This is a genomic window from Planktothrix prolifica NIVA-CYA 540 (assembly GCF_963864145.1).
GTDB lineage: Bacteria > Cyanobacteriota > Cyanobacteriia > Cyanobacteriales > Microcoleaceae > Planktothrix > Planktothrix agardhii.
On record NZ_CAWLTW010000001.1, the window covers coordinates 5,298,596 to 5,324,754 of the forward strand.

24 protein-coding genes are annotated in these 26,159 nt (G+C 38.2%); 14 read left to right on the plus strand and 10 right to left on the minus strand.

The window, feature by feature from the left end; translation table 11 throughout:
• Window positions 1–141: 141 nt before the first annotated feature.
• Complete coding sequence (locus AC559H_RS23675) at window positions 142–2,043, minus strand: S9 family peptidase (protein WP_026794723.1); 1,902 nt, start codon at window positions 2,041–2,043, stop codon at window positions 142–144.
• A 408-nt stretch (window positions 2,044–2,451) separates the two neighbouring features.
• Between AC559H_RS23675 and urtA the strand changes: the two genes are divergently transcribed.
• The 7 genes from urtA (at window position 2,452) to AC559H_RS23710 (ending at window position 9,593) form a co-directional block, all read left to right on the plus strand.
• On the plus strand, window positions 2,452–3,780 hold the full coding sequence (urtA, locus tag AC559H_RS23680) for an urea ABC transporter substrate-binding protein (protein WP_422630662.1): 1,329 nt from the start codon (window positions 2,452–2,454) through the stop codon (window positions 3,778–3,780).
• Window positions 3,781–3,968: 188 nt separating this feature from the next.
• The gene (gene urtB, locus AC559H_RS23685) at window positions 3,969–5,132 is read left to right on the plus strand and encodes an urea ABC transporter permease subunit UrtB (RefSeq protein ID WP_026794721.1); all 1,164 of its coding nucleotides are present in this window, start codon (window positions 3,969–3,971) and stop codon (window positions 5,130–5,132) included.
• On the plus strand, window positions 5,129–6,307 hold the full coding sequence (urtC, locus tag AC559H_RS23690) for an urea ABC transporter permease subunit UrtC (protein ID WP_026794720.1): 1,179 nt from the start codon (window positions 5,129–5,131) through the stop codon (window positions 6,305–6,307). Before urtB ends, urtC begins: the two co-directional genes overlap by 4 nt.
• A 4-nt stretch (window positions 6,308–6,311) precedes the next feature.
• Window positions 6,312–7,061: an urea ABC transporter ATP-binding protein UrtD gene (gene urtD / locus AC559H_RS23695; RefSeq protein ID WP_026794719.1), complete on the plus strand. Its 750-nt coding sequence runs from the start codon at window positions 6,312–6,314 to the stop codon at window positions 7,059–7,061.
• A gap of 232 nt (window positions 7,062–7,293) precedes the next feature.
• Window positions 7,294–7,995 carry an urea ABC transporter ATP-binding subunit UrtE gene (gene urtE, locus AC559H_RS23700; protein ID WP_036833032.1) on the plus strand — a complete coding sequence of 234 codons (702 nt, stop codon included), beginning with the start codon at window positions 7,294–7,296 and terminating at the stop codon, window positions 7,993–7,995.
• 131 nt (window positions 7,996–8,126) lie between these two features.
• Window positions 8,127–8,774, plus strand: coding sequence for an ABC transporter ATP-binding protein (locus tag AC559H_RS23705; protein ID WP_026794717.1), 648 nt, complete (start codon window positions 8,127–8,129; stop codon window positions 8,772–8,774).
• Between the two features lie 21 nt (window positions 8,775–8,795).
• A complete protein-coding gene (locus tag AC559H_RS23710) occupies window positions 8,796–9,593 on the plus strand; it encodes an ABC transporter permease (protein ID WP_026794716.1) in 798 nt (265 codons plus the stop codon).
• A gap of 326 nt (window positions 9,594–9,919) precedes the next feature.
• On the opposite strand, the gene ureC is transcribed toward AC559H_RS23710, so the two are convergent.
• From ureC to bchB, 6 genes are all read right to left on the minus strand, one after another.
• Window positions 9,920–11,638, minus strand: a complete 1,719-nt coding sequence (ureC, locus tag AC559H_RS23715; protein WP_026794715.1) for an urease subunit alpha — start codon at window positions 11,636–11,638, stop codon at window positions 9,920–9,922.
• A gap of 76 nt (window positions 11,639–11,714) precedes the next feature.
• Entirely contained in the window at window positions 11,715–12,104 is a 390-nt protein-coding gene (locus tag AC559H_RS23720; protein ID WP_026794714.1) for an urease subunit beta, read from the minus strand.
• Between the two features lie 187 nt (window positions 12,105–12,291).
• Entirely contained in the window at window positions 12,292–12,495 is a 204-nt protein-coding gene (locus AC559H_RS23725) for a superinfection immunity protein (protein WP_036833027.1), read from the minus strand.
• 231 nt (window positions 12,496–12,726) lie between these two features.
• A complete protein-coding gene (locus AC559H_RS23730; protein ID WP_071782740.1) occupies window positions 12,727–13,146 on the minus strand; it encodes an immunity protein CdiI family protein in 420 nt (139 codons plus the stop codon).
• A 332-nt stretch (window positions 13,147–13,478) separates the two neighbouring features.
• Window positions 13,479–13,718 (minus strand): hypothetical protein, encoded by a 240-nt coding sequence (locus tag AC559H_RS23735; RefSeq protein ID WP_026794712.1) that lies wholly within the window; start codon window positions 13,716–13,718, stop codon window positions 13,479–13,481.
• Window positions 13,719–13,840: 122 nt separating this feature from the next.
• The gene (gene bchB, locus AC559H_RS23740; protein WP_026794711.1) at window positions 13,841–15,367 is read right to left on the minus strand and encodes a ferredoxin:protochlorophyllide reductase (ATP-dependent) subunit B; all 1,527 of its coding nucleotides are present in this window, start codon (window positions 15,365–15,367) and stop codon (window positions 13,841–13,843) included.
• 264 nt (window positions 15,368–15,631) lie between these two features.
• Here bchB and AC559H_RS23745 point away from each other — a divergent pair, with 264 nt between their 5' ends.
• The 4 genes from AC559H_RS23745 (at window position 15,632) to AC559H_RS23760 (ending at window position 18,467) form a co-directional block, all read left to right on the plus strand.
• Window positions 15,632–16,078, plus strand: a complete 447-nt coding sequence (locus tag AC559H_RS23745) for a DUF29 domain-containing protein (RefSeq protein ID WP_026798609.1) — start codon at window positions 15,632–15,634, stop codon at window positions 16,076–16,078.
• A 13-nt stretch (window positions 16,079–16,091) separates the two neighbouring features.
• Window positions 16,092–16,538 carry a DUF29 domain-containing protein gene (locus tag AC559H_RS23750; RefSeq protein ID WP_026794709.1) on the plus strand — a complete coding sequence of 149 codons (447 nt, stop codon included), beginning with the start codon at window positions 16,092–16,094 and terminating at the stop codon, window positions 16,536–16,538.
• 14 nt (window positions 16,539–16,552) lie between these two features.
• A complete protein-coding gene (locus tag AC559H_RS23755; protein WP_026798610.1) occupies window positions 16,553–17,002 on the plus strand; it encodes a DUF29 domain-containing protein in 450 nt (149 codons plus the stop codon).
• 229 nt (window positions 17,003–17,231) lie between these two features.
• Complete coding sequence (locus AC559H_RS23760; protein WP_026794707.1) at window positions 17,232–18,467, plus strand: ABC transporter substrate-binding protein; 1,236 nt, start codon at window positions 17,232–17,234, stop codon at window positions 18,465–18,467.
• 19 nt (window positions 18,468–18,486) lie between these two features.
• On the opposite strand, the gene AC559H_RS23765 is transcribed toward AC559H_RS23760, so the two are convergent.
• The gene (locus tag AC559H_RS23765) at window positions 18,487–20,139 is read right to left on the minus strand and encodes a glycosyl hydrolase family 28-related protein (RefSeq protein WP_051319903.1); all 1,653 of its coding nucleotides are present in this window, start codon (window positions 20,137–20,139) and stop codon (window positions 18,487–18,489) included.
• A 12-nt stretch (window positions 20,140–20,151) separates the two neighbouring features.
• Complete coding sequence (locus tag AC559H_RS23770) at window positions 20,152–21,534, minus strand: aminopeptidase P N-terminal domain-containing protein (RefSeq protein WP_026794706.1); 1,383 nt, start codon at window positions 21,532–21,534, stop codon at window positions 20,152–20,154.
• Window positions 21,535–21,717: 183 nt separating this feature from the next.
• Here AC559H_RS23770 and AC559H_RS23775 point away from each other — a divergent pair, with 183 nt between their 5' ends.
• Entirely contained in the window at window positions 21,718–22,152 is a 435-nt protein-coding gene (locus tag AC559H_RS23775) for a DUF4332 domain-containing protein (protein ID WP_026794705.1), read from the plus strand.
• A 7-nt stretch (window positions 22,153–22,159) separates the two neighbouring features.
• On the opposite strand, the gene AC559H_RS23780 is transcribed toward AC559H_RS23775, so the two are convergent.
• On the minus strand, window positions 22,160–22,768 hold the full coding sequence (locus tag AC559H_RS23780) for a TetR/AcrR family transcriptional regulator (RefSeq protein ID WP_051319902.1): 609 nt from the start codon (window positions 22,766–22,768) through the stop codon (window positions 22,160–22,162).
• Window positions 22,769–23,057: 289 nt separating this feature from the next.
• Here AC559H_RS23780 and AC559H_RS23785 point away from each other — a divergent pair, with 289 nt between their 5' ends.
• Together AC559H_RS23785 and AC559H_RS23790 are read left to right on the plus strand one after the other, a co-directional pair.
• On the plus strand, window positions 23,058–24,533 hold the full coding sequence (locus tag AC559H_RS23785; RefSeq protein WP_036843571.1) for a M16 family metallopeptidase: 1,476 nt from the start codon (window positions 23,058–23,060) through the stop codon (window positions 24,531–24,533).
• 61 nt (window positions 24,534–24,594) lie between these two features.
• The gene (locus AC559H_RS23790; RefSeq protein ID WP_026794703.1) at window positions 24,595–26,076 is read left to right on the plus strand and encodes a M16 family metallopeptidase; all 1,482 of its coding nucleotides are present in this window, start codon (window positions 24,595–24,597) and stop codon (window positions 26,074–26,076) included.
• Window positions 26,077–26,159 lie beyond the last annotated feature (83 nt).

Consider the following 26,159-nt stretch of genomic DNA (forward strand, 5'->3'; position numbering starts at 1 on the left):
TTGAAGTCCGGTTCCCCCTTTTTTAAGGGGGATTAGGGGGGATCAAACGTTTAGCTAATACTGCGTTTAACGTGATTTTTAACATCAATAGCTAGTAACAAACGCAGCCTATCCTATGTTTGATGGTGGTTATTTTGCGGATTAAAAACCAAAAACCTTGGCATAAAAACCAAATTCACCATCAATAGCACGTTTAATATTTTCGGCTTTTCTGAAGCCATGTTGCTCTCCTTCAAACAGAACATAATCCACCGTAACTCCTTTCGCTTTTAACGCTTCTACCATCATTTCTGCTTGGTTGGGAGGCACAATTTTATCCTCTGACCCTTGAAAGAATATCACCGGACAGGATAATTTATCAACAGAATAAATCGGAGAACGCTGTTGATAAATAGCCTTTTCTTCAGGATAAACCCCAATTAAACCATCTAAATAACGGGATTCAAATTTATGGGTATCCGTTGCTAAAGCTGCTAAATCACTAACTCCATAATAACTCGCGCCAGCTTTAAATACATCCTTAAATGTTAAAGCACATAAAGTGGTATAACCGCCCGCACTTCCACCAGCAATTGCCATGCGGTTTCCATCGACTAAACCCTGTTCTGCCAGATATTTTGCCCCATTACAACAATCATCCACATCCACAATTCCCCAACTTTTATTTAACCGTTGACGGTACTCCCGCCCGTAACCCGTACTTCCCCCATAATTGACGTCTAAAACCGCAAATCCTCGACTTGTCCAGTATTGATTTTTTAAGCTCAAACTGCTAGAAGTAGCCGCCGTTGGCCCACCATGACTTTTAACGACTAAAGGCGGTTTTTCCCCCTCTGAAACTTGATAATCTTTGTTTTGAGGAGGATAGAAAAATCCATAGGCAGTTTTCCCATTTTCTGTAGGGAATTCTATTGGTTGAGGTACGGATAAATAGCCTTTATCTAGTACAATTTGACTAGAACGTCGTAATACTTCGAGTTCTCCCGTGTCTAAATTAAGTTGCACAATAGCACTACTTTCTATGGGAGAACTGCCAATAAATAACACTTGATTTCCTGAAACAGTTAAGCCATCAATAGCAGTATAAGGTATCTCAATATCCTCTAATTTCAGAGTTTTAGTATCCAAACTTGCTAGATACCAATTCCCATTTTTACTGTAGGTGCAAATAATCTTTTCTGCGGAACTAAACCCATAAGTTGACATTCCAAAAACCCAAAGCGGTAAACCAAATTCCGCAGCCATGGGATATAGAGGTTCTATCTTTCCAGTATAGCGATATAAGTTCCACCAATTCGAGCGATCGCTTACAAAATATAACACCCCATCTGGCGACCATTGGGGTTGAAAAATAGATTCTTCTAAACCTCCCGCAATTAATACTTTTTCTCCTAATAACCCCTCAGAATTAACCTCAGCAACCCATAATTCCGTCCCATCCCAAGGCATATTTGGATGATTCCATGAAATCCAAGATAATTTGTTACCATCGGGATTTAAACGAGGAAAGGCATAAAAATCATTACCCTCGACTAAAACCCGAATATCCTCACTATTATTCAGATTAATACTGACAATGGTATTAACAGGTTCTCCCCCTTCGGTATGATCTTCTCTAACACAAATTAACCGTTGATTTTGAGTATTAATTACCCCATCCGTATAACGATATTCTGCTTCTGGGGTGATAGGGTTGGGAGTAATTTGATAGGGTGTATTTTCTCCTTGAATGTTCTGTTTGTAAAGACGTTGATCAACAAAATTAGAAAAATAAACTGTTCCTTGATTAACAATATAGGAACCCCCCCCATATTCATGAACCCGAGTTCTAATATTAAAAGACTGAGGAGTCACATCACTTAATTGATTATCAGGAGTCAAACGAACAATCACACTGCGTCCCGCTTCTGATGACCGTCCTTCTGTCCAATAAATATTATCCCCATCCCAGGTTAAACCACCGAGTCCAACGGTTCCTTCTACGATTAAATCGGCGGTAATGGGAGATTTCCAAGACCCATATTTTTCGGTTTTTTTGCTCATATTTTGATTAAGCTGTTGTTTATTTAAACTGTGATTATAGCATTACCTTTGTTTTTAAGTTTACGTCCTCATTTAAAAAATAACTCTCCTTCATTTAAAAGCTGATGTAATAAATACTCTAGCTCATCAACTGATTTAAAGAGTCATTGATTTTTCTAAGGTTTGATTATTAATTATTAATATTTTGTATTGTAGACTACAATTTACTATGCAAAACTCCTTTATTATACGAAGCCTGAATAGGAAATTGACCATACCATATCTTCATCGAATTGCAGTAAATTGTTAATTTTTAAGTGTTTTTATCTACTGCTCGATGTTTCAATTTAACCAACTCATGGTTATAGATATGGTAAAGAAAGTAGCCTATTCTTCGAGGAAAATTTTAAGTAAAATCGCTAAATAGTCATCGTGAAAAAAAATTTCGGTAGACGCAAATTCTTGGTTTATGGTTCGGCGGCCTTTGGAAGCACCCTGTTTCTGAAAGGATGTGCCAACCCTGCTACCAATAATACCACTAGCTCAACCTCCACCGCAACTCCCACAGCAACCCCTACGAGTAATGGCGATACAATTAAGGTGGGAATTCTTCACTCCTTAAGTGGAACAATGGCAATTAGTGAAACCACGGTTGTTGAAGCAGAGAAGTTAGCCATTAAAGAAATTAACGCCAATGGTGGCGTCCTCGGTAAACAAATTGAAGCCGTAGTTGAAGATGGTGCTTCTGACTGGCCAACTTTTGCCGAAAAAGCCCAAAAATTAATCGATCAAGATAAGGTTGTCACGGTTTTTGGGTGCTGGACATCTGCCAGTCGGAAAGCGGTAAAAGATATCTTTGAATCCAGAAATCATATGTTATGGTATCCGGTTCAATATGAAGGTCAAGAATGTTCTAAAAACATTTTTTATACTGGAGCCGCCCCTAACCAACAAATTGAACCTGCCGTACAATGGTTATTTGATAATAAGGGTAAGGAGTTTTTCTTAGTTGGCTCTGACTATGTTTTTCCCCGCACAGCTAACAATATTATTAAGGAACAATTAGCAGCTATTGGTGGCACAACAGTAGGGGAAGATTACTTACCGTTAGGGAATACGGAAGTTACTCCAATTATTACTAAAATCAAACAAGCATTACCCGATGGCGGTGTGATTTTTAATAGTTTGAATGGGGATAGTAATGTAGCTTTCTTCAAACAGTTACAAGGGGCGGGAATGACCCCGGAAAAATATCCGGTGATGTCGGTAAGTATTGCCGAAGAAGAAGTGCGACAAATTGGTAAGGAATTCCTTTTAGGTCACTATGCCGCTTGGAACTATTTCCAAACCGTTGACACTCCCATTAATAAGAAATGGGTCGAAGCATTTAGAGCCGAATATGGGCCAGACCGGGTGACAAATGACCCGATGGAAGCTGCTTATTTGATGGTGTATTTGTGGAAACAAGCGGTAGAAAAAGCGGGAACAGCCGATGATTTAGATAAGGTTAGATTAGCTGCTATCGGTCAAAGTTTCGATGCTCCTGGCGGCAAAGTTACGATGTTCCCTAACCATCATATTTCTAAAACCGTGCGGATGGGACAGGTACGGGATGATGGATTATTTAACATTGTTTGGGCAACAGAAGGCCCCGTTGATCCAGTTCCCTGGAACCAATTTGTTCCCGCCACAAAAGGCTTTGGTTGTGACTGGACAGATCCCAAGAAAGGGGAAAAATACAAAATGGAAACGACATAATTAACCCTAGATTAGATCCCCCCTAGCCCCCCTTAAAAGGGGGGAACTTGAAGTTAAAGTCTTCCTTATTAAAAGGGGAAATTAAAGAAGTCAAAGTCTCCCTTTTTAATGGGATTTAGGGAGATCTACCCTTAGAAAAGATCAAGGAACTTTCAGTTTTCTGACCTAATTTAGAATTTTTCTTAAAAATGCAAGACTTATTAATAGCCATATTTAATGGCATTAGCATTGGTTCGGTGTTGTTAATGGCAGCATTAGGACTGGCTATTGTCTTTGGACTCATGGGTGTAATTAACCTCGCTCACGGGGAATTAATTATGTTAGGAGCCTATACAACTTTTGTGGTTCAAAATATTTTTAGACCATTAGGAGAACCTCTGTTTAGTACCTATATTATTTTTGCCATTCCGATTGCCTTTATCGTCACAGCCTTAGCGGGATTAGCATTAGAAAGAGGTGTAATTAGATTTTTGTACGGAAGACCCTTAGAAACCTTATTAGCAACTTGGGGAGTTAGTTTAATTTTGCAACAATTTGTTCGCAGTGTTAGTAGTACATTTGTGATCGGAATTGTTATATTTTGTCTGCTATTTTTTGGGGGATTATGGGTACTGCGGCGACGTCCCAATTGGGAGAATATTCAAAAGTGGGCGGTTTCAGTTTTATTCCTATTATCATCAGGAATCGGTCTAACCATTGGATTAATAATTGGACAAAGCCAAAAAGCCCTATCAAAACCTTGGTTTAGTGCCAGAAACGTCGATGTTACTGCTCCTCCTTGGTTGCGAGGGGGATTAGAATTAGGCACATTTCAGATTCCCTATGCTCGGGTTTTTATTATTGTTTTAACCATATTTTGTTTAATCGGAATTTATTGGTTTTTTAACCGATCTAATTGGGGATTAAGGATTCGTTCAGTCACCCAAAATCGTACCATGAGCGCCTGTTTAGGTATCCCCACCGATACCGTTGATGCCCTGACCTTTGCTATCGGTTCAGGACTCGCAGGAATTGCCGGATGTGCGATTACATTATTAGGTTCAGTCGGCCCCAATACAGGACAAAATTATATCGTTGATACCTTCATGGTGGTGGTGGTTGGCGGGGTAGGAAATCTCCTGGGAACAGTGATTGCTTCCTTCGCCATTGGTGTTACCAGTTATTTAATCGGCTCAGGAACTCTAGCGTTATTATTAACCAACATGAACGCCGCGCCTTTCTTTGTTGATTTTTTCAACTTTTTTGCCACAACCAGTATGGCAAAAGTATTAGTTTTTGTATTAATTATTGCCTTTTTACAAGTTAAACCATCAGGAATCTTTCCACAAAAAGGGAGAACAGCCGAACTATGAACAATGATGTTATTCTACCTCCAACCCAAAAGCAGAAGAACCAAAAGAAGCTGCTTGAAGGGGCAATAATTATGGGGCTTGGCTTGTTTTTTGCCATAATTATGCCCTTAATCTTACCCACCTTTCGCTTACAATTATTGGGTCGGTTTTTAGCTTTAGCGATCGCCGCATTAGGAATTGATTTAATCTGGGGATATACGGGATTATTGAGTTTAGGACATGGGATCTTTTTTGCATTAGGAGGTTATGCCCTAGCCATGTACCTAAAATTGCAACTTCCCGCCGGAGAAATCCCAGATTTTTTTACCCTCTATGGAGTCAATGATTTACCGTGGTTGTGGAAACCCTTTTATTCCTTTAGCTTTACCCTCTTTGCCGTAATTATTATTCCGGGGATTGTGGCCGGATTATTAGGGTATTTAGTCTTTAGAAACCGAATTAAAGGGGTATATTTTTCAATTATTACCCAAGCGGCATTAATCGTTTTCTTTAACTTTTTTAATGGTCAACAACAACTCATTAATGGAACCAACGGGTTAAAAACAGAAACCGATAAAATTTTTGGATTTGTTGTCGGTTCTGCCCCGGTTCAGTTAGCATTTTATGAAATCACAATTCTGTTTTTAATTGCTACCTATTTAATCTGTCGTTGGTTAACCAGTGGACGGTTTGGTAACTTATTAATAGCGATTCGAGATGATGAATTTCGCTTGAGATTCTCCGGTTATAATCCCACTTGGTTTAAGGTTTTAGTCTTTGCAATTTCTGGAGCTTTAGCCGGAATTGCCGGGGCTCTGTATACCGTCCAAACCGGAATTATTACCCCGAATGCGATGGATGTTGCCTTTTCTATTGAAATGGTGATTTGGGTGGCTGTGGGAGGGCGAGGAAGTTTAATTGGGGCAATTTTAGGAACCCTATTAGTGCGCTTGGGAAGAACTGTCTTAAGTGAACAATTCCCCGAGGTTTGGCTATTTTTTCAAGGGGCATTATTCTTAATTGTAGTAACGGTATTACCCGATGGAATTGTGGGATGGGTACGAAACTTTAGCTTTGATAAAATTCGTGCCTTATTCGGATTTCCTAAGCCCGTGGCGACCTATCCCAGTTTAGAAGAAGACCAGGAAATAGAGTTAGAAAGAGAGGAATTTGAACAGAAAATAACCAAAGATTAAAACCATGAATGCTAAAATTTTAGAAATTAATGATGTCACCGTCAGTTTTGATGGATTCAAAGCCCTCAATCACTTAACATTTAGTATGGACGTGGGGGAATTGCGAGTAATTATTGGCCCCAATGGAGCGGGTAAAACTACTTTTTTGGATGTGATTACCGGAAAAGTTCAACCCACGAGCGGACAGGTATTTTTTAAAGGGCGTAATTTAAAAAAAATGCCCGAATATCAAATTGCTTGTTTTGGAGTTGGGCGGAAATTTCAAACCCCTAGAATTTATCTAAATTTAACAGTTAGAGATAATTTAGGTTTAGCTTGTAACCGCAATAAAAATGTATTTCCCACCCTATTTCAACGGACTACAGGGCCAGAAATTAGAAACGTTGCGGGACTTTTAGATACAATTGGGTTAATTGCTAAAGCCGATTTTCCGGCGGCGTTACTGTCTCACGGGGAAAAACAACGGTTAGAAATTGGGATGTTAGTAGCACAATCTCCCGATTTATTATTAGTAGATGAACCCGTGGCGGGACTTACGGATGAAGAAACGGAAAATGTGGGTAATTTGCTGTTAGCATTAGCAGAAAGTCACTCGATTATTGTGATTGAACATGATATGGAATTTGTCCGACAAATTGCCAGAACTGTGACGGTTTTACATCAAGGTTCGGTATTATGTCAAGGAGATATGGATGAAGTTCAAAATGACCCCAGGGTGATTGAGGTTTATTTGGGTAAACAAGAGGAGGAGTAATACCCCCCAACCCCCCTTGGTAAGCGGGGGCTATGACTAAGAGTTACCCCCCAACCCCCCTTGGTAAGCGGGGGCTATGACTAAGAGTTACCCCCCAACCCCCCTTGGTAAGCGGGGGCTATGACTAAGAGTTAAGATAATAGAAAATTTTAATTTTAATTATTAGGAGGACTTCAAAATGATCGGAAGAACAGAAGGAGCAGTTATGGAATCTGTAGCACCGCCAAATATTATGTTAAAAGTATCTGGATTGAATGTTTATTATGGGGAAAGTCATATTTTACGCGATGTAGATTTAAACGTTCCCCCTGGACAAATGGTATGTTTAATTGGGCGGAATGGCGTGGGAAAAACTACTTTATTAAAAAGTATTATGGGGTTACTCAAACCCAAAACTGGAGAGATTTATTTCAAAGGTCAACCCATTAATAAAGTTTCAACGAATAAACGGGCTAGATTAGGTATTGGTTATGTTCCCCAAGGACGGGAAGTTATTCCCAGGGTGACAGTGAAAGAAAATCTATTATTAGGGTTAGAAGCATTACCCCAAAGACCGAAAGGAAAACCAGAAATTCCCGATCAAATTTTTGAATTATTTCCGGTTTTAAAAACTATGTTATCTCGGATGGGAGGAGATTTAAGTGGCGGACAACAACAACAGTTAGCTATTGCTAGGGCGTTAATGGGAAAACCACAATTATTAGTTTTAGATGAACCCACAGAAGGGATTCAACCTTCAATTATTTTAGAGATTGAAGCGGCGGTGAGGGGAATCATTCAAACAACAGGAATATCCGTTTTATTAGTCGAACAACATTTGCATTTTGTTCGTCAAGCTGACCGTTATTATGCTATGCAAAAAGGTGGAATTGTAGCTTCCGGTGCAACAAAAGATTTAAGTCAAGAAGTCATCCAACGATTTTTAGCGGTGTGACTTGTTTCCTAATCTTTATTTCCTAAAAGTTGTTTCACTTTTTGCTACGAATATAAGTAAGGAATTACTTAGAATTGTATCAATCGCTTTAAGTTTTTGATAGAATAGAAAAGCATAATTCTTAATATCCAATGAGCCAATTATCTGCTATTAATCTCGGTCGTAAAATTCAATCTCGATGGGTTTGGCGAGGGGTTAATTTGGTATTATCCCCCGGGATGTGTTTGGGCTTAGTCGGGGCTACAGGAACCGGAAAAACCCTATTAATGAGGGCTTTAGCAGGTTTAGATCCCATTAATGAAGGCGAAATTAAGTTAGGAAATCGGCCTTTAACCCAATGTTATATCCCTCAATATCGTTCTTTAGTTATTTATTTACATCAACGTCCGGTATTATTAGAGGGTACGGTAGAAACAAATTTAAAAAGGATTTATGATCTATCGGTTCATCATCAAAAATATTATAATCCGCAACGGGTAGAAAATTGGTTTTTAGATCTGGGGCGATCGCCTGATTTCCTCCAACAATCTACCCAAAATCTATCGGGAGGAGAAACACAATTAGTGGCATTAATTAGAGGATTACAATTAGATCCCTTGGTGTTATTATTGGATGAACCTACCGCATCTTTAGACCCTAGAACCACGCAACAAGTTGAGTCTTTAATTCAACGTTGGTTAACTGAAAACCCAGAACGAGCTTGTATTTGGACAAGTCATGATTCTAAACAATTGCGCCGGGTAACTCAAGTTCAACAAGAATTAGTTTCTGATCAATAATTATATCTCATTCATCCTAAAATGTCTAGTAGTTATATTCCGATTACTGTAGAACAATTAGTCCTATCTGTATTATTCATTGTGATTAATATTGCCTTATCTTTAGGACTAAAATTAGGTCTAGCTCAATCATTAGTTATTGCTAGTGTGCGAATGGTGGTGCAGTTATTATTAATTGGATATGTCTTAAATTGGCTGTTTGCCTTATCCCAACCCCTTCCGGTTATTGCCTTAGCAATGATCATGACAACAATTGCGGGAATTTCTGGTGTTAATCGAACTTCTCGGAGATTTGTGGGAATTTATTGGAGAAGTTTATTATCAGTTTTTATATCATCATTTTTGATTACTAATTTAACCACATTGGGAATTATTCAAGTACAACCTTGGTATGATCCACAATACTTTATTCCTTTATTGGGAATGGTATTAGGAAATACCCTCACAGGAATTTCTTTAGGATTAGATAGATTCATGGAATCCTTAATTAATCAACGTCAAAAAATCGAAACCTTATTAGCATTAGGAGCGACCCGTTGGGAAGCAACCCACGAAGAAGTTAAAGCTGCTATTAAAACCGGAATGATCCCGATGATTAATTCGATGATGGTGATGGGAATTGTCAGTTTACCTGGGATGATGACGGGTCAAATTTTAGCCGGGGCAAATCCTTTAGATGCGGTGCGTTATCAAATTATTATTATTTTTGCGATCGCCTCAGCCACAGCTTTAGGAACATTAGGAGTGGTATTATTAGCATGGCAAGCTTTACTTAATTCTTCCCATCAACTATGTTTAGATCGGTTAACAAAATTATAACCCATAACCCCCTTAAAAAAGAGGGAATAGGGAGAATAATTAAAGGATAGAATATCGCTAATATTTAATTTCATAACCCGCGTAGGCGAGTTTTGTCTGTGTAGCGATAGATTTCAATCTGTCGGAATCTGTCTAAAACTATGTTTAGATCGGTTAACAAAATTATAACCCATAACCCCCTTAAAAAAGAGGGAATAGGGGGAATAATTAAAGGATAGAATATCGCTAATATTTAATTTCATAACCCGCGCAGGCGGGTTTTGTCTGTGTAGCGATAGATTTCAATCTATCGGAATCTGTCGGAATCTGTCGAAATCTATCTAAAACTAAAACAAGAAATAACGCTGCGCCATTGGTAAAACCTCCGCAGGTTCACAGGTTAATAATTGCCCATCTGCTTTAACTTGATAGGTTTCAGGATCAACCTCAATATTTGGTAAAGCATCATTTAATTTCATATCCGCTTTACTAATATTTCGAGTTCCAGAAACCGCAACACATTGTTTTTTTAACCCTAATTGTTCAGGAATTTTTGCCTCTAAAGCCGCTTGAGACATAAAAGTTAAAGACGTAGATGAAATTGCCTTTCCAAAACTTCCAAACATCGGGCGACCATAGACAGGTTGAGGAGTAGGAATACTCGCATTAGCATCTCCCATTTGTGCCCAAGCAATTAACCCACCTTTAATCACTAATTCCGGTTTAACTCCAAAAAAAGCAGGTTTCCATAAACACAAATCGGCTAATTTTCCTTCAGCAATTGACCCCACATAATCAGCAATTCCATGGGCGATCGCCGGATTAATTGTATACTTAGCAATATAGCGTTTAACCCGAAAATTATCATGGGTTTCTGTGGTATTTTCTATGTCAGTTAATACCCCCCGTTGTACTTTCATTTTATGGGCAGTTTGCCAGGTTCTAATAATAGTTTCTCCCACCCTTCCCATCGCTTGAGAATCAGAAGAAATCATACTAAATGCCCCTAAATCATGCAAAATATCTTCGGCGGCAATAGTTTCTCGACGAATTCGGGACTCAGCAAAAGCCACATCCTCTGGAATATTTCGATCTAAATGATGGCAAACCATCAACATATCTAAATGTTCTTCTAAGGTATTCATCGTATAGGGACGGGTGGGATTTGTAGAAGAAGGTAGGACATTTTTCAGGCTACAAACCTTAATAATATCCGGTGCATGACCGCCTCCAGCGCCTTCGGTATGGTAGGTATGAATCACCCGATTTTTAAACGCTTCAATGGTCGTTTCTACGAATCCAGATTCATTTAAAGTATCCGTATGAATAGCAACTTGAACATCATATTGATCAGCAATTGTTAAACAAGTATCAATTGTCGCCGGAGTCGTTCCCCAATCTTCATGTAGTTTTAAACCCATCGCCCCCGCCACAATTTGTTCGACTAAACCTTGGGGTTGACTACTATTTCCTTTGCCTAAAAATCCTAAATTCATCGGGAACGCTTCCGCCGCTTCTAACATACGATAAATATTCCATGCACCCGGAGTACAAGTAGTGGCATTTGTTCCCGTTGCCGGGCCAGTTCCACCCCCGATCATTGTGGTAATTCCTGATGCAATGGCGGTCTCTATTTGTTGAGGACAAATAAAGTGAATATGGCTATCAATTCCCCCTGCGGTGAGGATCATTCCTTCCCCTGCGATCGCTTCCGTAGAAGGGCCGATAATAATATCAATATTATCTTGAATATAGGGATTTCCCGCCTTCCCAATTTTATAAATTTTTCCATCTTTTATCCCCACATCTGCTTTAACAATCCCCCACCAATCTATAATTAAAGCATTAGTAATCACTAAATCCACCGCCCCATCTGCACGGGAAATTGGAGATTGTCCCATCCCATCTCGAATTACTTTTCCGCCCCCAAATTTCACCTCATCCCCATAATTTGTATAGTCTGTTTCCACTTCAACTATTAACTCCGTATCCGCTAACCGAACGCGATCGCCCACCGTAGGCCCAAAAGTTTCCGCATAAGCCCGTCGATCCATTTTATAACCCATTTTCCACTCCTTCAGTAGTAAGCCCTTCAGGGCTTTCTTCAATCATTTAATTCTACAAGCCCAAGTCAAACTAAAATTATTTTTTCTTCTTCCCCTTGTCTTTTTTATCTTTCTTAACCTTCTCTTTTTTTTCTTGTTTCTCTGCTTCGGATAAATTCAAATTTAACTGACCTTCCACCAACCCATTAAACCCATAAATTTCCAAACTTCCCCCCATCAAAACCAACTCAACTTCCTGTTCATCTCCCGGTTCAAATCTAACCGCAGTTCCCGCCGGAATATTTAACCGCATTCCCTTAGTTTTTTCGCGTTTAAATTTTAAGGCTTCATTAACTTCATAAAAGTGATAATGTGAGCCAATTTGAATTGGGCGATCGCCTGTATTTGCCACTTTGACCTTTAAAGTCGGACGACCAACATTAAGTTCAATTTCTCCTGCTTTAACAATCATTTCCCCTGGAATCATGGGTTATTTCCTCTTATAATATTAATATTGCAAATTTGACCATTATTATACAATAATTATATCCCATTTCAAACATCATGCACCCTATAAACTAAACCATCAATATAAATAAACCTTATCCTGTGCGATCGCTTTAAACACAAATAAAGGCTTGAAATAGAGGATATCAAGCCTTTATTTTTATCAATTAGTCTTTTTCATTAGTGGCTGACCAAATCAGTGCTATAAACCATCCGATAATTGTCCATCCTAAAAAGATGTTGAGCAAAAATATCGCGGTTGTATTTCTTTTGGACTTAAACAGAGCAATAATCCAGGGAAGAAAATACAATGCGAAGGAAGCTCCCACAGCTATAAGGTCTGTACCCGTCATGTTTTCAATGTCGCCCATCAATCCCTCCTAAAACATAGGTTTAAGTTATGCTAAAAACAATAATATATTATTTTTTTTTATAGTCAAGAAAGTTTTTGTAGGGTGCGCGGAGCTTACGCACCCACTAAAATGTTGTTAATTAATAAAAAATGGTGCGGGCGGCGGATTATTAATTATTGGATTTACTAATCAATTAATTGCGCCTTACGCACCAGAAAAACTATTTGATTAATCATACAAAATTGATGATTAAGTTGTTTGCTTGATCAAGTTATTCGTTAAAACAATTCCCCTTTCTGTTTGATTAAATTCAATAAAATTAGATTTTAATGTTTCCTCTAATTCAACTGAGTCAGTAAAAATTTGATGAAAATGACTACTAAAATAAACCACTTCATAATCAGGGGCTAATTCCTGATGTAACTGTTTCCATAAACTTAATCCTTCCCATTCAAAACGCTCTACTTCTTCCGGTGTAACTTCAGGAGAATCAGATGGATCAGCCAAGTTTAATCGAGCTTCAAAAGCATCAGCCCAATGATACAAACGTTGAATGGTTTCTTGAGTTAAAGGTAAAGATTCTGGATCTAAATCACCCACTTGATCAGGTTCATCCCACCATAAAGGATAACATCCATAATCTGTCATTAGTCTAATTTTTTTAGGCATATAATTGAACCTCTATAAAGATTATTTTAGTTTTGTTCTCGGATTTGTCCCTACAATATATCCATTATTCCCTATTGTAACTGCAATATATTTGATTTCACCCTGATAAATAAATTGATAAACTGGACGGGGGTTAACTGTGTCTCTACCTTGGAAACTAACAATGCTTCCTTATTATCACTGATTAAAAAGCGTACCCAAATTTTATTAATTAATGAAAAATGGTGCGAGGAACAAATTGTTAATGATTGGATTTCCCAATAAATCAATTGCGCCTTACGCACCTTACAAACTATTTGATTAACAATACAAATGGAGACTTTCTTTTGACCTTAATCCTCATCCCAATAAGATTGGTTATAACCGAGTTTTGTTGCCGCATCACGTTCATTTTCGGTTAATTCCTCCCAATATTTCTCATTAGAATCGGGAGCATCAGAGTCTTCTTCCCAACTGGCTTCATTCCAGCCTAAAGTAGCCCACAATGCTTGCTCATCGTTGTTCATATCTGTCCAACTTAAATCATCCCAAGTGTCCCCTGGATTCCCTGAAATTTCCCGAATATTTGACATACATTACCTCTTATAAATTATGTCGGAACAAAACTCAGTTAACCCAAACTGGCTGAGTACAAAAAGTTGGGTTTACTTTGATTGAGATTGTAACAAAAAAGGTGGCAATATCAACCTTAAAATTAAGCTCCTACGGATTCTTTGGCCGCATACATCACTTCTAAGGAAATTTCGTTGAAACCTCGTTCACGGGCGAATTTTTCGGTATTGCGTTTAACTTTACTACGCACAAACCCAGGAATTTTATTCAGTTCGGTTTGAGCTTCCCTTGTCCAATTCAAATCAGAACCCGCCGAAATTCCTTTGGTAATCACTTCTTTAGTATCATGTCCACCAAAGATTTCTAATAGGTGATCTTCCATTCCCAAGGTAAAGGAATTATAGATTAAATCGGTGATTTGATTAGTTCCTTCATAGCCTAAAAATGGTTTATAACCAATGGGGAAATTCTGAATATGAATCGGGGAAGCAATCACACCGCAGGGAATATCTAAACGTTTCCCAACATGACGTTCCATTTGGGTTCCAAAAATAGCAGAAGGTTCAATTCTGGCAATCATATCTCCGATTTGACCGTTATCTTCACTAATCAGAACTTCATCGCAATATTCACTCACTTGTTCCTTAAACCAATCGCCATCATATTTGCAATAGGTTCCGGCACAAACAACATGAATTCCCATTTCCCGCGCCAGAATTTTTGTCATCGCGGCGGCGTGGGTATTATCCCCAAAGACAACGGCTTTTTTTCCGGTTAAATTCTGACAGTCAATGGAACGGGAAAACCAAGCGGCTTGAGACACATACAGGGTTTGATTATCAATATATTCACTATAATCAACATTCGCCCCCTGATCATTAATTACTTGTTGAATTTTGCGAATACAACGGGCGGTTTCAACCACTCCCATAGGAGTAATATCAACTATAGGTGTCCCGAATTCTGTTTCTAAATACTTGGCTGCCATTAACCCTAATTCTCGATAGGGAACTAAGTTAAACCAAGCGCGAGGCAGGTTTTTTAAGTTATGAACCGACGCCCCTTCAGGAATCACTTCATTAACTTCAATTCCTAAATCTACCATTAACCGTTTTAACTCGGTACAGTCATGATGGTGATGGAAACCAAGGGTAGAGATTCCAATAATATTAACCGAGGGTTTTTCGGTTTTGCCTTCAGGAATATCGCCTTTTTTCTTGGCTTTTTCCAGATAAAATTGAACGACTTGTTGTAATGTCCGGTCAGCCGCTTGCAGTTCATTAAAACGATAATGATTGACGTCGGCTAACATGACATCGCCTTTAGCATCGAGTTGGGCACGTTCAACAAAATTGTGTAAATCTTCTTGTAAAATACTGGAGGTACAAGTAGGAGTTAATAGAATTAAATCGGGATGTTCTTCTCGATCTTTTCTAACAATATTATCAACCACTTTTTCTTGGGAACCCCGGGCTAAAACGTTCCGGTCTACAACACTGGCGGTCACAGGTGTATAGTTCCGTTCCCTTTCTAACATAGACCTCATGACGTTGAAGTAGTCATCTCCTAAAGGGGCGTGCATGATGGCGTGAACATTTTTGAAGGAACTGGCAATTCTCAAGGTGCCAATATGGGCGGGGCCAGCATACATCCAATAAGCTAATTTCATAAAAAAACTCGGTAAGGAGGACAGCTTGTTTTATATTCTCAGAAATTGTGCCAATCGCTAGGAGTATTTATACATAGCGATCGCAATTTAATCTCTATTTTAGAATTCATTTTGACACTAAAACAATGATAACATTGTTTAATTGCAATGATTCTTAAATTTTCAGCCATATTTTGTTAAATTAAATAGAAATGTTAAGTTCAATCCCAAAGACTTGACATATAATTAAAAGTATGATTTGAGTTATTTGCTGTTGAGGTAAAAATGCGAACATCCGAGGATTGGGAATGGTTGGCTGCGAGTTCTGAATATTTAGCTGCGGTTGCTGTCCAAGAGTTATTAAAGGATCAAAAACTAATGGAAGCGGGACAAGGGTTAGCGGTTTTAATTGAATCTATGGGAAAATCCAAGAAATTAGCTTTAAAAAGTCAATTAACCCGGTTAATGATGCACATTATTAAATGGAAATGTCAACCGGAAAAACGGATTTCCAGTTGGGAAACTACGATTATTTCTACTAGAGATGAGATTGCTGATATTCAGGAGGAAGTTCCCAGTTTAAATCGAAACTATTTAGAATCAATTTGGGAAACTTCTTTTAAAAAAGCCATCAGACAAGCGGAAAGTGAAATGGGAAAGAGATATCAATTAATGGCTTTATCTTGGCAAGAAGTATTTGAAGACGAATATAGTTTATTTGATTATAATTAAGGAGAAGGGGTTTATGTCAACTCAAATGGATTGGAAAGATCTAGCCATGAGTTCTCATTATCTAGTGGCATTAGAAGTTAAGAACTGTTTAAAACAGGGAAATATTATGGAAGCTACGATAGGTTTAGAGGCATTAATTGAAGCAATGGGACGATCTGATAAACGAGCGTTAAGAAGTCAGTTAATTCGGTTAATGGCTCATGTTATTAAGTGGAAATGTCAACCCAAAAAACGGACTTCTAGTTGGTCAACTACAATTTTATCAGCGCGGAATGAAATTGAAGCAATTCAGGAAGATACACCCAGTTTGAACCGAAATACTATTGATTCAATTTGGGATAAATGTTTTGAAAAAGCGGTTAAAGAAGCGGAAACAGAAATGAATCAAAAATGCTCATTAATATCTTTATCTTGGCAAGAAGTATTTGAAGAAGAATATAGTTTATTTGATTATAATTAAACTTAGAAGTTATTATGGAAACTGGAAAAGATTGGGAATGGTTGGCGGCGAGTTCTGAATATTTAGCCGCGATCGCAATTCAAGAGTTATTACAGGAGGAAAAATTTATGGAAGCCGGATCTGGGTTAGCGGTTTTAATTGAATCTATGGGAAAATCCAAGAAATTAGCTTTAAAAAGTCAATTAACCCGGTTAATGATGCACGTTATTAAATGGAAATGCCAACCGGAAAAACGGAGTGGCAGTTGGTCTATTAGTATTCGTTCGGCGCGTCAAGAAATTGCTGATATTCAAGAAGAAGTTCCCAGTTTAAACCAAAATTTTATTGATTCAATTTGGGAACAATGTTTTCAACGGTCACTCAAGGATGCGGAGGATGAAATGGGAAAAAAATGCTCATTAATATCTTTATCTTGGCCAGAAGTATTTGAAGAAAAATATAGTTTATTTGATGATTATAATTAAATGTCATGCGGTGCGTCCTCGCTCGCTAACTTTACCACCCTACTCTAAATATAGCAATCCTAAATAGGTTCTAATATTGGCTCCTTGCTGTGCCTGGGTTTCAGGCCCATTTATTCCTATAACTCAAATAGGATTGCTATATCCACTTGTCTATAATTAAAAATAGTTGTATAATCAGATTATCTCTTGAGTTAGAAACAACTCACTATTTTTATATAATTTTAACGCCATGATTAAAAGAAAACAATTTATCCCGCTATTGTTATCAGGAATAACCGGGGCTTTAGTATTAGCCTGTAGTCCCTCTCAACCATCTGGAAATAACACCGCTTCTAATTCCAATTCCACGACAAATACCGTTGAAAATTCTAAAGGAATTCCGATTGGAGTCGTTCTCGCCCAAACCAGTAACGCCGCCTTATTAGGACAAGAACAGGTGATTGGTGCGCAAATGGCTGAACAATATTTTAATCAACAAGGAGGCGTCAATGGCACCCCAATTAAATTAGCTCTCCAAGATGGGGGAGGCGATGAACAAGGGGCAATTAATGCCTTTAATACCCTAATTACTCAACAGAAAGTTGTCGGCATTTTAGGCCCTTCTTTATCTCAACAAGCCTTCGCCGCTGACCCCATTGCGGAACGGGCAAAAGTTCCGGTTTTAGGCCCTTCTAATACCGCCAAGGGAGTGCCTCAAATTGGTGATTATATTGCCCGGGTTTCTGCCCCCGTTGCCGTTGTCGCCCCGAATGCTGTAAAAGCGGCATTAAAAATCAATCCTGATATTAAAAAAGTCGCGGTTTTCTATGCTCAAAATGATGCTTTTAGTAAATCAGAAACGGAGACTTTTCAGCAAACTATTAAGGATTTAAACCTAGATTTGGTAACGGTTCAAAAATTCCAAACCACCGACACGGATTTTCAAAATCAAGCCACCGCCGGAATTAATTTAAACCCAGATTTAATTATTATTTCTGGACTGGCTGCCGATGGAGGAAATTTAATTAAACAGTTAAGACAATTGGGGTATCAAGGATTAATTATTGGGGGGAATGGTTTAAATACTTCTAATATTTTTTCCGTCTGTCAAAAAGAATGTGATGGGGTAATTATTGCCCAAGCCTATAGTCCTGAAATTGATAATCCAATTAATAAAACCTTTCGGGAAACTTACGCAGCCCAGAATAAAAAAGAACCCCCGCAATTTACCGCCCAAGCCTTCGCCGGAGTTCAAGTATTTGTGGATGCTTTAAAAGCGGTTGACCAGAAAAATAAACTTGATAGTTTATCCTTAGAACAGCTAAGAGAACAATTAAATCAAGCAATTTTATCAGGAAAATATGAAACGGTTTTAGGCAATATTTCTTTTACACCCGAAGGTGAAGTGGTGCAAGAAAAGTTTTATGTTGCCCAAATTAAAATGGATGAAACGGGAAAAAATGGTAAGTTTACCTATTTAAAATAGAAAAAAACGTGATGGTAAATTAGCGTAATGGAAAACAGGGCTGAGTATTAAATCCTGAGTTATTATTAACTTCAATGGAACAGGAATACTCTAGTTTTCCGCCCTGGTTTCCTCTATTTCCTGAAATTTCATTCCCCTGACATCCTAAACTAGCTTTGACTAGAATATTCCCAGAAACTTGATTATTAATAATTTTAACCTGATTCATTCCATAGGGTTGATTATTCGTATCTGCCATAACAAAAATATCAGAACCTAAAATTTGATTATTTTCAATAGTTGCATGATTAATTTCTTGAACTTTATAGAGTCCAATATAAGCATTTCCTTGATTATTTTTAATCATAACATTTTTAACCGTTGTTCCCCCACAACATTCCTGCATTAAAATCCCTTCTCCATCCACACTTAAATATTTTGTATCCCCAATTTTATGTCGATAAACTTGATAGTTATTACCCTCAATTAAAACATTCCATCCTGAAAAATCAATTCCTCTATTTTCTAAGGTAACTGCCCCCGTTGCTTCTCTAGTACCCGTGGGGTCTGTCCACCATTGTTTATTTGCTTGGTCTTGAATATCATTATTTTGGATAATTAAACCATCTCCCGCCGCATGAATTCCTACTCGCATGGTATGGTAAACCCAATTATCTCGAATCACAATGCCTTTTCTAAATAGTCCGGGTTCGTTAGTGGGATTTCCAGCTAATTTAAACCCGCCTTGTTTCCCGCCTCTATTAACAACAATTCCATAATGATTGCTATAATTAAAGGGGACTTTACTACCATCTTGATAGGTTAAAATTGTCTTTTTATCTTTGGACTGTAACTGATATCCAGGTTGTTCATAATTATCAGTAATATTATCATTAATTCGATTATTCGCCACTAAAATATTTTCATATCCGGTAAGTTCAATATTAGAAGCAAAGCGATGACTATAACGTTGCCAAGGGTTTTGAAATTCCAGTTTTGGCACTTGTGGGTCAGGTTTTGCTACGTTATTACTACGAACTCCAAAAATTATAATATTACTACTTTTACTGTTATCTAAATCTCCGACTATATTAATTGCAGCCCGATTAATATCAAGGTTAATAATCCCAATATTACTATCTTGGTCTGGGGTCAGGGTTTGAATACTTTTGAAAGCGGTTTCATTCGGGGTTCCGTCTCCTGAAAGTTGGGGTTCATATTTAGGAAAAACTAATTTTGAGGGGGGATTATAATTATTAGCTTTTGCGGATTTAATAGCAGGAGTTTCTCCTCGAATAACCACACCGGATTTTAGTTTTATGCTATCATTAAAAATATAGGTTCCCGATGGAAAATAAACCACTCCTCCACCATGATTAAAGGCTGCATCTCGCGCAGCATTGAACTGTTCTACTAAATTTGAACCAGAGAAATATTTAATATTATAAACACAATTCCACTGGATTTTATTCGCCCAAGGATAGGTATTATTACCATAAAAATTTGCGATCACATTATCCCTTTCTCCCCCCTTAGAACTCCCACAGTCAGCCAAACTAATCGGGGATTCTGTTGTAGGAGTATTGGATAAAAATAGAGTTGTAAAGGCATAACCAGCTACGGTTAAACCCGTGACAATTAGAGTTCCCAGGAAAAAGATAATAAACCGTTTAATTCGTTGTTGACTCAGCATAAATTTACACTATTAATTTTTGACTAAATCTTCTATATCCTGAATAGATGTGGGTAAACTTTGGGTTAAAACTTCTGTTCCCGTTTCCGTGACTAAGACATCATCTTCTATTCTAATTCCTCGAACATCGGCAAACTGTTCTAAACGTTCCCAGTTAACAATATTTTGATATTGTTCTCGATTTTTAGGATCATTTAAAATAGCCGGAACTTGATAAAAACCGGGTTCTATTGTTACTAACATCCTGGGTTTTAAGGGACGATTTAACCGCAGAAAACACCAGCCAAACCGTTGACTTCTCACCCGTCCGTATTCATATCCAGCTAAATCCCCCAAATCTTCCATGTCATGCACATCTAAGCCTAATAAATGCCCGATTCCATGGGGGAAAAATAAGGCGTGGGCATCCTGTTCGACTAAATCCTCTGGATTTCCTTTTAATATTCCTAAATCGACTAATCCTTCAGCAATTATTATTGCTGCAATTCGATGAATCTCTTGATATTCTATCCCAGGTTTGATAGAATCAATACAGCTATCATGAGCCTTTAAAACCACTTGATAAATATCTCGTTGCGTCGGGGAAAATCTTCCCGAAACTGGCCAAGTTCTGGTAATATCCGCCGCCCATCCTAGCACCGTTTCCGCCCCCACATCAGCTAATAGTAAATCCCCAGATTGTAAGCGATTATGATAGTGTTGATTATGTAAAACTTCTCCCTGTATCGTCACAATACTATTATAGGAACAGGTCATATTATGACTAATAATTACCCCTTCCATTGCCCCACGAATCTCTGCTTCTAATTGGGCTGTTTTTGTTGCTTTCATCCCCCTTTTATGGGCTTGAATACTAACTTCTGCGGCTTGGCGTAACTCCTGTAATGCCTGACCATCATGGGTTAGACGCAAATAAATAATTGCCTGGGTTAATTCTAAATCAATTCCTTTGGGCTCTTTTGCTGATCTTAAAGGACAGTTTAATAATTGACGCTGTTCGTTGGCGGTAATCGGATTTTGTACCAGAATAGTTGCCGCATCTTCAAGATGAACAGATAATTCTGATAAGGGATAGGAAAAATCCGCACCGATCATTTCTGCAATCTGATTTCTTGGGGGGATTTCGATATGCCAAAGGGCGCTACCTTCGGGGGAATCATCCATAAATAATTCTAAGCCACCTTCATACAAACGAATCGCTGCATTTTCTAAGGGAAATCCAGCAAAATAAAGAAAATGACTACTAGCACGAAAGGGATAAATATTAGCGGGAAAATTGCGGGAAGATTCACGACCCGACCACAAAATTGCCGGAAAATCAATTAAATAGCCGAGTTTTTGGCGCCGTTGGCGGAGGGTATCAATCAGGAATTGGGAAGAATTAAATAACATAATTTAATCGGAATTTGGGTGATTTTAATTTAAGTGATGCTAGTGTTAGTATCATCTTTATCTAAAGTATAGGGTTTAAATCCTGAACAGCCCACCCTGAATTTTAGAAAAAAATAGGTTAGAATCAAACAGCACAAATTGAGGAGGATGATACCGCCTCAACCTGAAACCAACAAGAACAAGATCATGACATCTTTTAAACCGAACTCCCATAACTCTATTCAATGGGTTAATTGGCCGATTTCTCAACTTCCGGGGTTGAATTCGGACAATCAAACCCGATTAAACAATTATGGCATTAAAACCACCAATCAACTGTTAAAACAAGGCAAAACTCCCGCCGAAAAAATGATTTTAGCCAATTTACTCCAGATTAATATTAGAGATATTAACAAATGGATTGCCATGGCGGACTTAGCGAGGATTCCTGGGGTTGGTTGTGAATATTGTGGACTTTTGCTTCATGCGGGAGTGAGTTCAGTTCACCATTTAACTAAGTTATCCGTCCATCGTTTACATCAACAAATCCTCCGTTTTTATGTGGTTAATTTACAGCGTCGAGATTTATGTCCGTCCGTTGATCAAATTCAACAATGGGTGCAACAGGCCAGATTTTTATAACGTTTTTTTATTCTTTTGCTAATACTCCATTCAGGAAAATATCCGCCAATCCTTCCGCCATTTCTTTCATTTCTTGGGGGGAAGCATTGGGTTCTAGGAGGGTATTATAACTAAATCCTGCAATTGCAAACATTCCTAAAAAGACTTGGGCAACAATTTTAGGATTCATCGGACGATATACTCCTTTTTGGATTGCTGTTTCAAAAAAAGCCTCGGTTACATCGATCATTTTATTAATAATTTCTGATTGAAGGCGATCGCGTAATTCAGGATGCACTTGAGCTTCTAAAAAACAAATTCTCATCATATCTGCATTTTCATGGAGATTTATCATCCGTCGATATAACAATTGTGCCATGGATTTATAGTTACTAATAGAGCTAAATTCTGTTAGTAAATCCGTTAAAATTTCCGCCCATCCCTGAATTACAATGGCAATCAAAATCGCTTTTTTATTAGCAAAATGTCTAAACAAAGTAGCTTCGGCGACCCCGGCGGCCGTCGCTAAATCACGAGTAGTGGTACTATCATAGCCTTTGCGGGCAAATAACCCCCGGGCTGCCAGTAGAATCTGGTTTTCTAATTCCAATGCTGTAGGGGAATGGAGATGCGACATAACCTTTTTATCTTATGTGGCTCTGGTTTGAGCCTATCATTCGTTGGGGAAGACCGAGCGGAAACGATATAACTCTTAATGCTTTGATATTTTTACGGTTAAAATTCTGATTTTGTGATATTTTAAGATAGATTAGACCTTAGTTGCTTCTCGAATTTTTGTCAAGTTATACCGCTAAAAACCTATGTTTTGGGATTATTTTTTCCGAGGAAAACAAAGAACTTACAAACTATCCCTAGTGAGGAAACGTTTGTCCGTTGCGCTGTTAAGTCTATGTTTATTTTGGGTGATGGGATTTCAAGCCGTTTGGGCGGATGAAATTGCCCCTTCAGATTCTTCAATTCAACCGTATTTAAAACGAGTGAAGCGAGAAATTACTGAATTTACCCTCGATAATGGCATGAGATTTATTGTTTTAGAAAGACATCGATCTCCGGTTATTTCTTTTTTAATTTATGCCGATGTGGGAGGAGCTAATGAACCCGACGGACAAACGGGAGTCGCCCATTATTTAGAACATTTAGCCTTTAAAGGAACCCAACATATTGGCACAACAAATTATCAAGCTGAACAACCTCTTTTAGAAAAGCAAGATCAAATTTTTGAACAAATTAAACAAGCTAAAGCCGAGGGAAATCAGGAAAAACTAAAACAATTAATCATTGATTTAGAAACAGTAAGTCGCGAAGCTGATCAATATGTCAAGCAAAATGAGTTTGGTAGAATTTTAGAACAAGCTGGAGGTGTGGGACTGAATGCAACAACCTCCGCCGATGCTACCTCTTATTTTTATAGCCTTCCTGCTAACAAATTAGAACTATGGATGTCCTTAGAATCCGAGCGATTTTTAGAACCCGTATTTCGAGAATTTTATAAAGAAAAACAAGTCATTTTAGAAGAGCGTCGCTTGCGGACAGAAAATTCTCCCATTGGTCAAATGATCGAGGCATTTTCCGCCACAGCATTCAAAGCACATCCCTACCGTCGTCCGGTGATTGGTTATGTACAAGACTTAGAAAATTTGACTCGTGAAAATGTTCAAAATTTCTTTGAAACCTACTATGTTCCTAATAATTTAACCGTAGCAATTGTCGGGGATGTTGACCCCACCGAAGTCAAACGTTTAGCAGAAATTTATTTTGGTCGTTATCCCGCTAGACCGAAACCCCCTGAATTAAATATTGTTGAACCGCCTCAAACCGAAACCAGGGAAGTGACTTTAACCTTAAAAACTCAACCTTGGTATTTAGAAGGTTATCCCAGTCCGGCGGCAAATCATCCTGATTCTGTGATTTATGATATGATTTCTAGTCTTCTGAGTGATGGTCGAACTTCTCGTTTGTATAAATCCTTAGTTGAAGAACAACAAATTGCTTTAACTGCTCAAGGATCAAGTGGATATCCTGGTAATAAATACGCCAATTTAATGTTATTTTATGCTATGCCAGCACCCGGTCATACCGTGGATGAAGTGGCGGTATCCCTACGCAAAGAAATTGAACGACTGAAAACAGAATTGGTGTCTGAAACCGAATTAGATCGGGTGAAAACTCAAGCTAAAGCCAGTTTATTAAGATCCTTAGATTCTAATATGGGCATGGCATTTGCTTTAGTTGGATATGAAGTCAAAACCGGATCTTGGATAAACTTATTTGAGGAATTAGAAAAAATTGATGCCATTACTCCCCAAGATATTCAACGGGTGGCTCAAGAGGTATTTCTTCCGCAAAAACGCACCATTGGCCGCCTATTATCCGACGAATAAACTTTAAATTCACCTGATTTTATCCTGACTCATTCTATTCTGATTAACCTTTCGATTCACTATGTTGACTTTGAAAACCCTAAACTTGAAAAAATCCATACTTTTTTGGATTGGATTGTTGCTAACGACCTTCTTTTTTACTGCTTTTAGCCATATTCCGGCGATCGCTTCCACGCCCAAACATTACACCGATTTAACTTTTCCTCCCTTACCCACCCTTAAACTTCCTGATTATGAACGCTATCAATTAGACAATGGAATCATAGTTTATTTAGTCGAAGATCATGAACTTCCCTTAGTTGGAGGAAGTGCGTTATTTCGCACCGGAGATCGATTTGAACCTGCGGATAAAGTTGGTTTAGCAAGTATTACCGCAGAGGTGATGCGGAATGGGGGAACTCGTCAAAATTCTGGCGATGAATTGAATCAATTATTAGAACAAAAAGCCGCCTCCGTTGAAGTCGGGATTTCTACAACTTCTGGTAGTGTTGGATTTTCAGGATTAACAGAAGATTTAGACTTAGTGTTTGGATTGTTTACGGATGTCATTCGTAATCCTCTGTTTCCTCAAGATCAATTAGACTTAGCAAAAACTCAAGCAAAAGGCGGAATTGCGCGTCGGAATGATAACCCCGGAGACATTGCTTCTCGGGAGTTTGTTAAGCTGATTTATGGTGTAGATAGTCCCTACGCCCGCATCACAGAATATTCCACCTTGAAAAATATCAGCCGCGAGAGTTTAGTTGATTTTTATGAAAAATATTTTCATCCTGAAACTATGATTTTGGGAATTGTGGGGGATTTTGATCGAGCAAAAATCAAGGCTTTAATTGATGAAAAATTAGGAACTTGGAAACCGAGTCAAAAGGCGGTTATTCCTCCCCTTCCTGCGGTTTCTCAAGCTAATTTGGGCGGTATTTTCTTTGTTGATCAGCCACAACTAAATCAAAGTTATGTGGAAATGGGTCATTTAGGCGGGTTATTAAATGATCCCAATTATCCCAAATTGGCGGTTATGAATGGGGTGTTAAATGGGTTCGGTGGACGGTTATTTAATAATCTGCGATCGCGCCAAGGGTTAGCCTATTCTGTTTATGGCTATTGGGGTGCAAGTTATGATTATCCAGGGGTTTTTAATGCTGGAGGACAAACTCGTTCTGAAACAACAGTTCCATTAATTCAAGGGTTAAAAAATGAAATTGAACGGTTAAAAAAAGAACCCATTAAGTCGGAAGAATTAACCTATGCAAAGGAATCTACCTTAAATTCTTTTATCTTTAAGTTTGAAGATCCGGCTCAAACTTTATCCCGTTTAATGCAGTATGAATATTATGGTTATCCCAAGGATTTTATCTTTGATTATCAACGTCAAGTTCAAGCAACAACCATCGAAGATGTTCAACGAGTCGCTCAACAATATCTTAATTTCGACAAGTTAGTAATCTTAGTTGTCGGAAATAAAGCGTTGATTAATCCGGCTTTAAACAGTTTAGATAATCAATCAAAATTCACCACAATTGATGTGACGATTCCTGGGAGTTAATCTTAGAGTGAGGTGGGGTTTTACCCACCTTAATCTTGTAAGTACCTAAACAAAATTAATTGGATATTCTTAACCTAAATTTC

Bases quoted from the DNA above. Each gene is read 5' to 3' on its own strand.
- AC559H_RS23675 (WP_026794723.1), bottom strand. From the start codon at position 2,043: ATGAGCAAAAAAACCGAAAAATATGGGTCTTGGAAATCTCCCATTACC.
- urtB (WP_026794721.1), top strand. From the start codon at position 3,969: ATGCAAGACTTATTAATAGCCATATTTAATGGCATTAGCATTGGTTCG.
- urtC (WP_026794720.1), top strand. From the start codon at position 5,129: ATGAACAATGATGTTATTCTACCTCCAACCCAAAAGCAGAAGAACCAA.
- urtD (WP_026794719.1), top strand. From the start codon at position 6,312: ATGAATGCTAAAATTTTAGAAATTAATGATGTCACCGTCAGTTTTGAT.
- urtE (WP_036833032.1), top strand. From the start codon at position 7,294: ATGTTAAAAGTATCTGGATTGAATGTTTATTATGGGGAAAGTCATATT.
- AC559H_RS23705 (WP_026794717.1), top strand. From the start codon at position 8,127: ATGAGCCAATTATCTGCTATTAATCTCGGTCGTAAAATTCAATCTCGA.
- AC559H_RS23710 (WP_026794716.1), top strand. From the start codon at position 8,796: ATGTCTAGTAGTTATATTCCGATTACTGTAGAACAATTAGTCCTATCT.
- ureC (WP_026794715.1), bottom strand. From the start codon at position 11,638: ATGGGTTATAAAATGGATCGACGGGCTTATGCGGAAACTTTTGGGCCT.
- AC559H_RS23720 (WP_026794714.1), bottom strand. From the start codon at position 12,104: ATGATTCCAGGGGAAATGATTGTTAAAGCAGGAGAAATTGAACTTAAT.
- AC559H_RS23725 (WP_036833027.1), bottom strand. From the start codon at position 12,495: ATGGGCGACATTGAAAACATGACGGGTACAGACCTTATAGCTGTGGGA.
- AC559H_RS23730 (WP_071782740.1), bottom strand. From the start codon at position 13,146: ATGCCTAAAAAAATTAGACTAATGACAGATTATGGATGTTATCCTTTA.
- AC559H_RS23735 (WP_026794712.1), bottom strand. From the start codon at position 13,718: ATGTCAAATATTCGGGAAATTTCAGGGAATCCAGGGGACACTTGGGAT.
- bchB (WP_026794711.1), bottom strand. From the start codon at position 15,367: ATGAAATTAGCTTATTGGATGTATGCTGGCCCCGCCCATATTGGCACC.
- AC559H_RS23745 (WP_026798609.1), top strand. From the start codon at position 15,632: ATGCGAACATCCGAGGATTGGGAATGGTTGGCTGCGAGTTCTGAATAT.
- AC559H_RS23750 (WP_026794709.1), top strand. From the start codon at position 16,092: ATGTCAACTCAAATGGATTGGAAAGATCTAGCCATGAGTTCTCATTAT.
- AC559H_RS23755 (WP_026798610.1), top strand. From the start codon at position 16,553: ATGGAAACTGGAAAAGATTGGGAATGGTTGGCGGCGAGTTCTGAATAT.
- AC559H_RS23760 (WP_026794707.1), top strand. From the start codon at position 17,232: ATGATTAAAAGAAAACAATTTATCCCGCTATTGTTATCAGGAATAACC.
- AC559H_RS23765 (WP_051319903.1), bottom strand. From the start codon at position 20,139: ATGCTGAGTCAACAACGAATTAAACGGTTTATTATCTTTTTCCTGGGA.
- AC559H_RS23775 (WP_026794705.1), top strand. From the start codon at position 21,718: ATGACATCTTTTAAACCGAACTCCCATAACTCTATTCAATGGGTTAAT.
- AC559H_RS23780 (WP_051319902.1), bottom strand. From the start codon at position 22,768: ATGTCGCATCTCCATTCCCCTACAGCATTGGAATTAGAAAACCAGATT.
- AC559H_RS23785 (WP_036843571.1), top strand. From the start codon at position 23,058: ATGGGATTTCAAGCCGTTTGGGCGGATGAAATTGCCCCTTCAGATTCT.
- AC559H_RS23790 (WP_026794703.1), top strand. From the start codon at position 24,595: ATGTTGACTTTGAAAACCCTAAACTTGAAAAAATCCATACTTTTTTGG.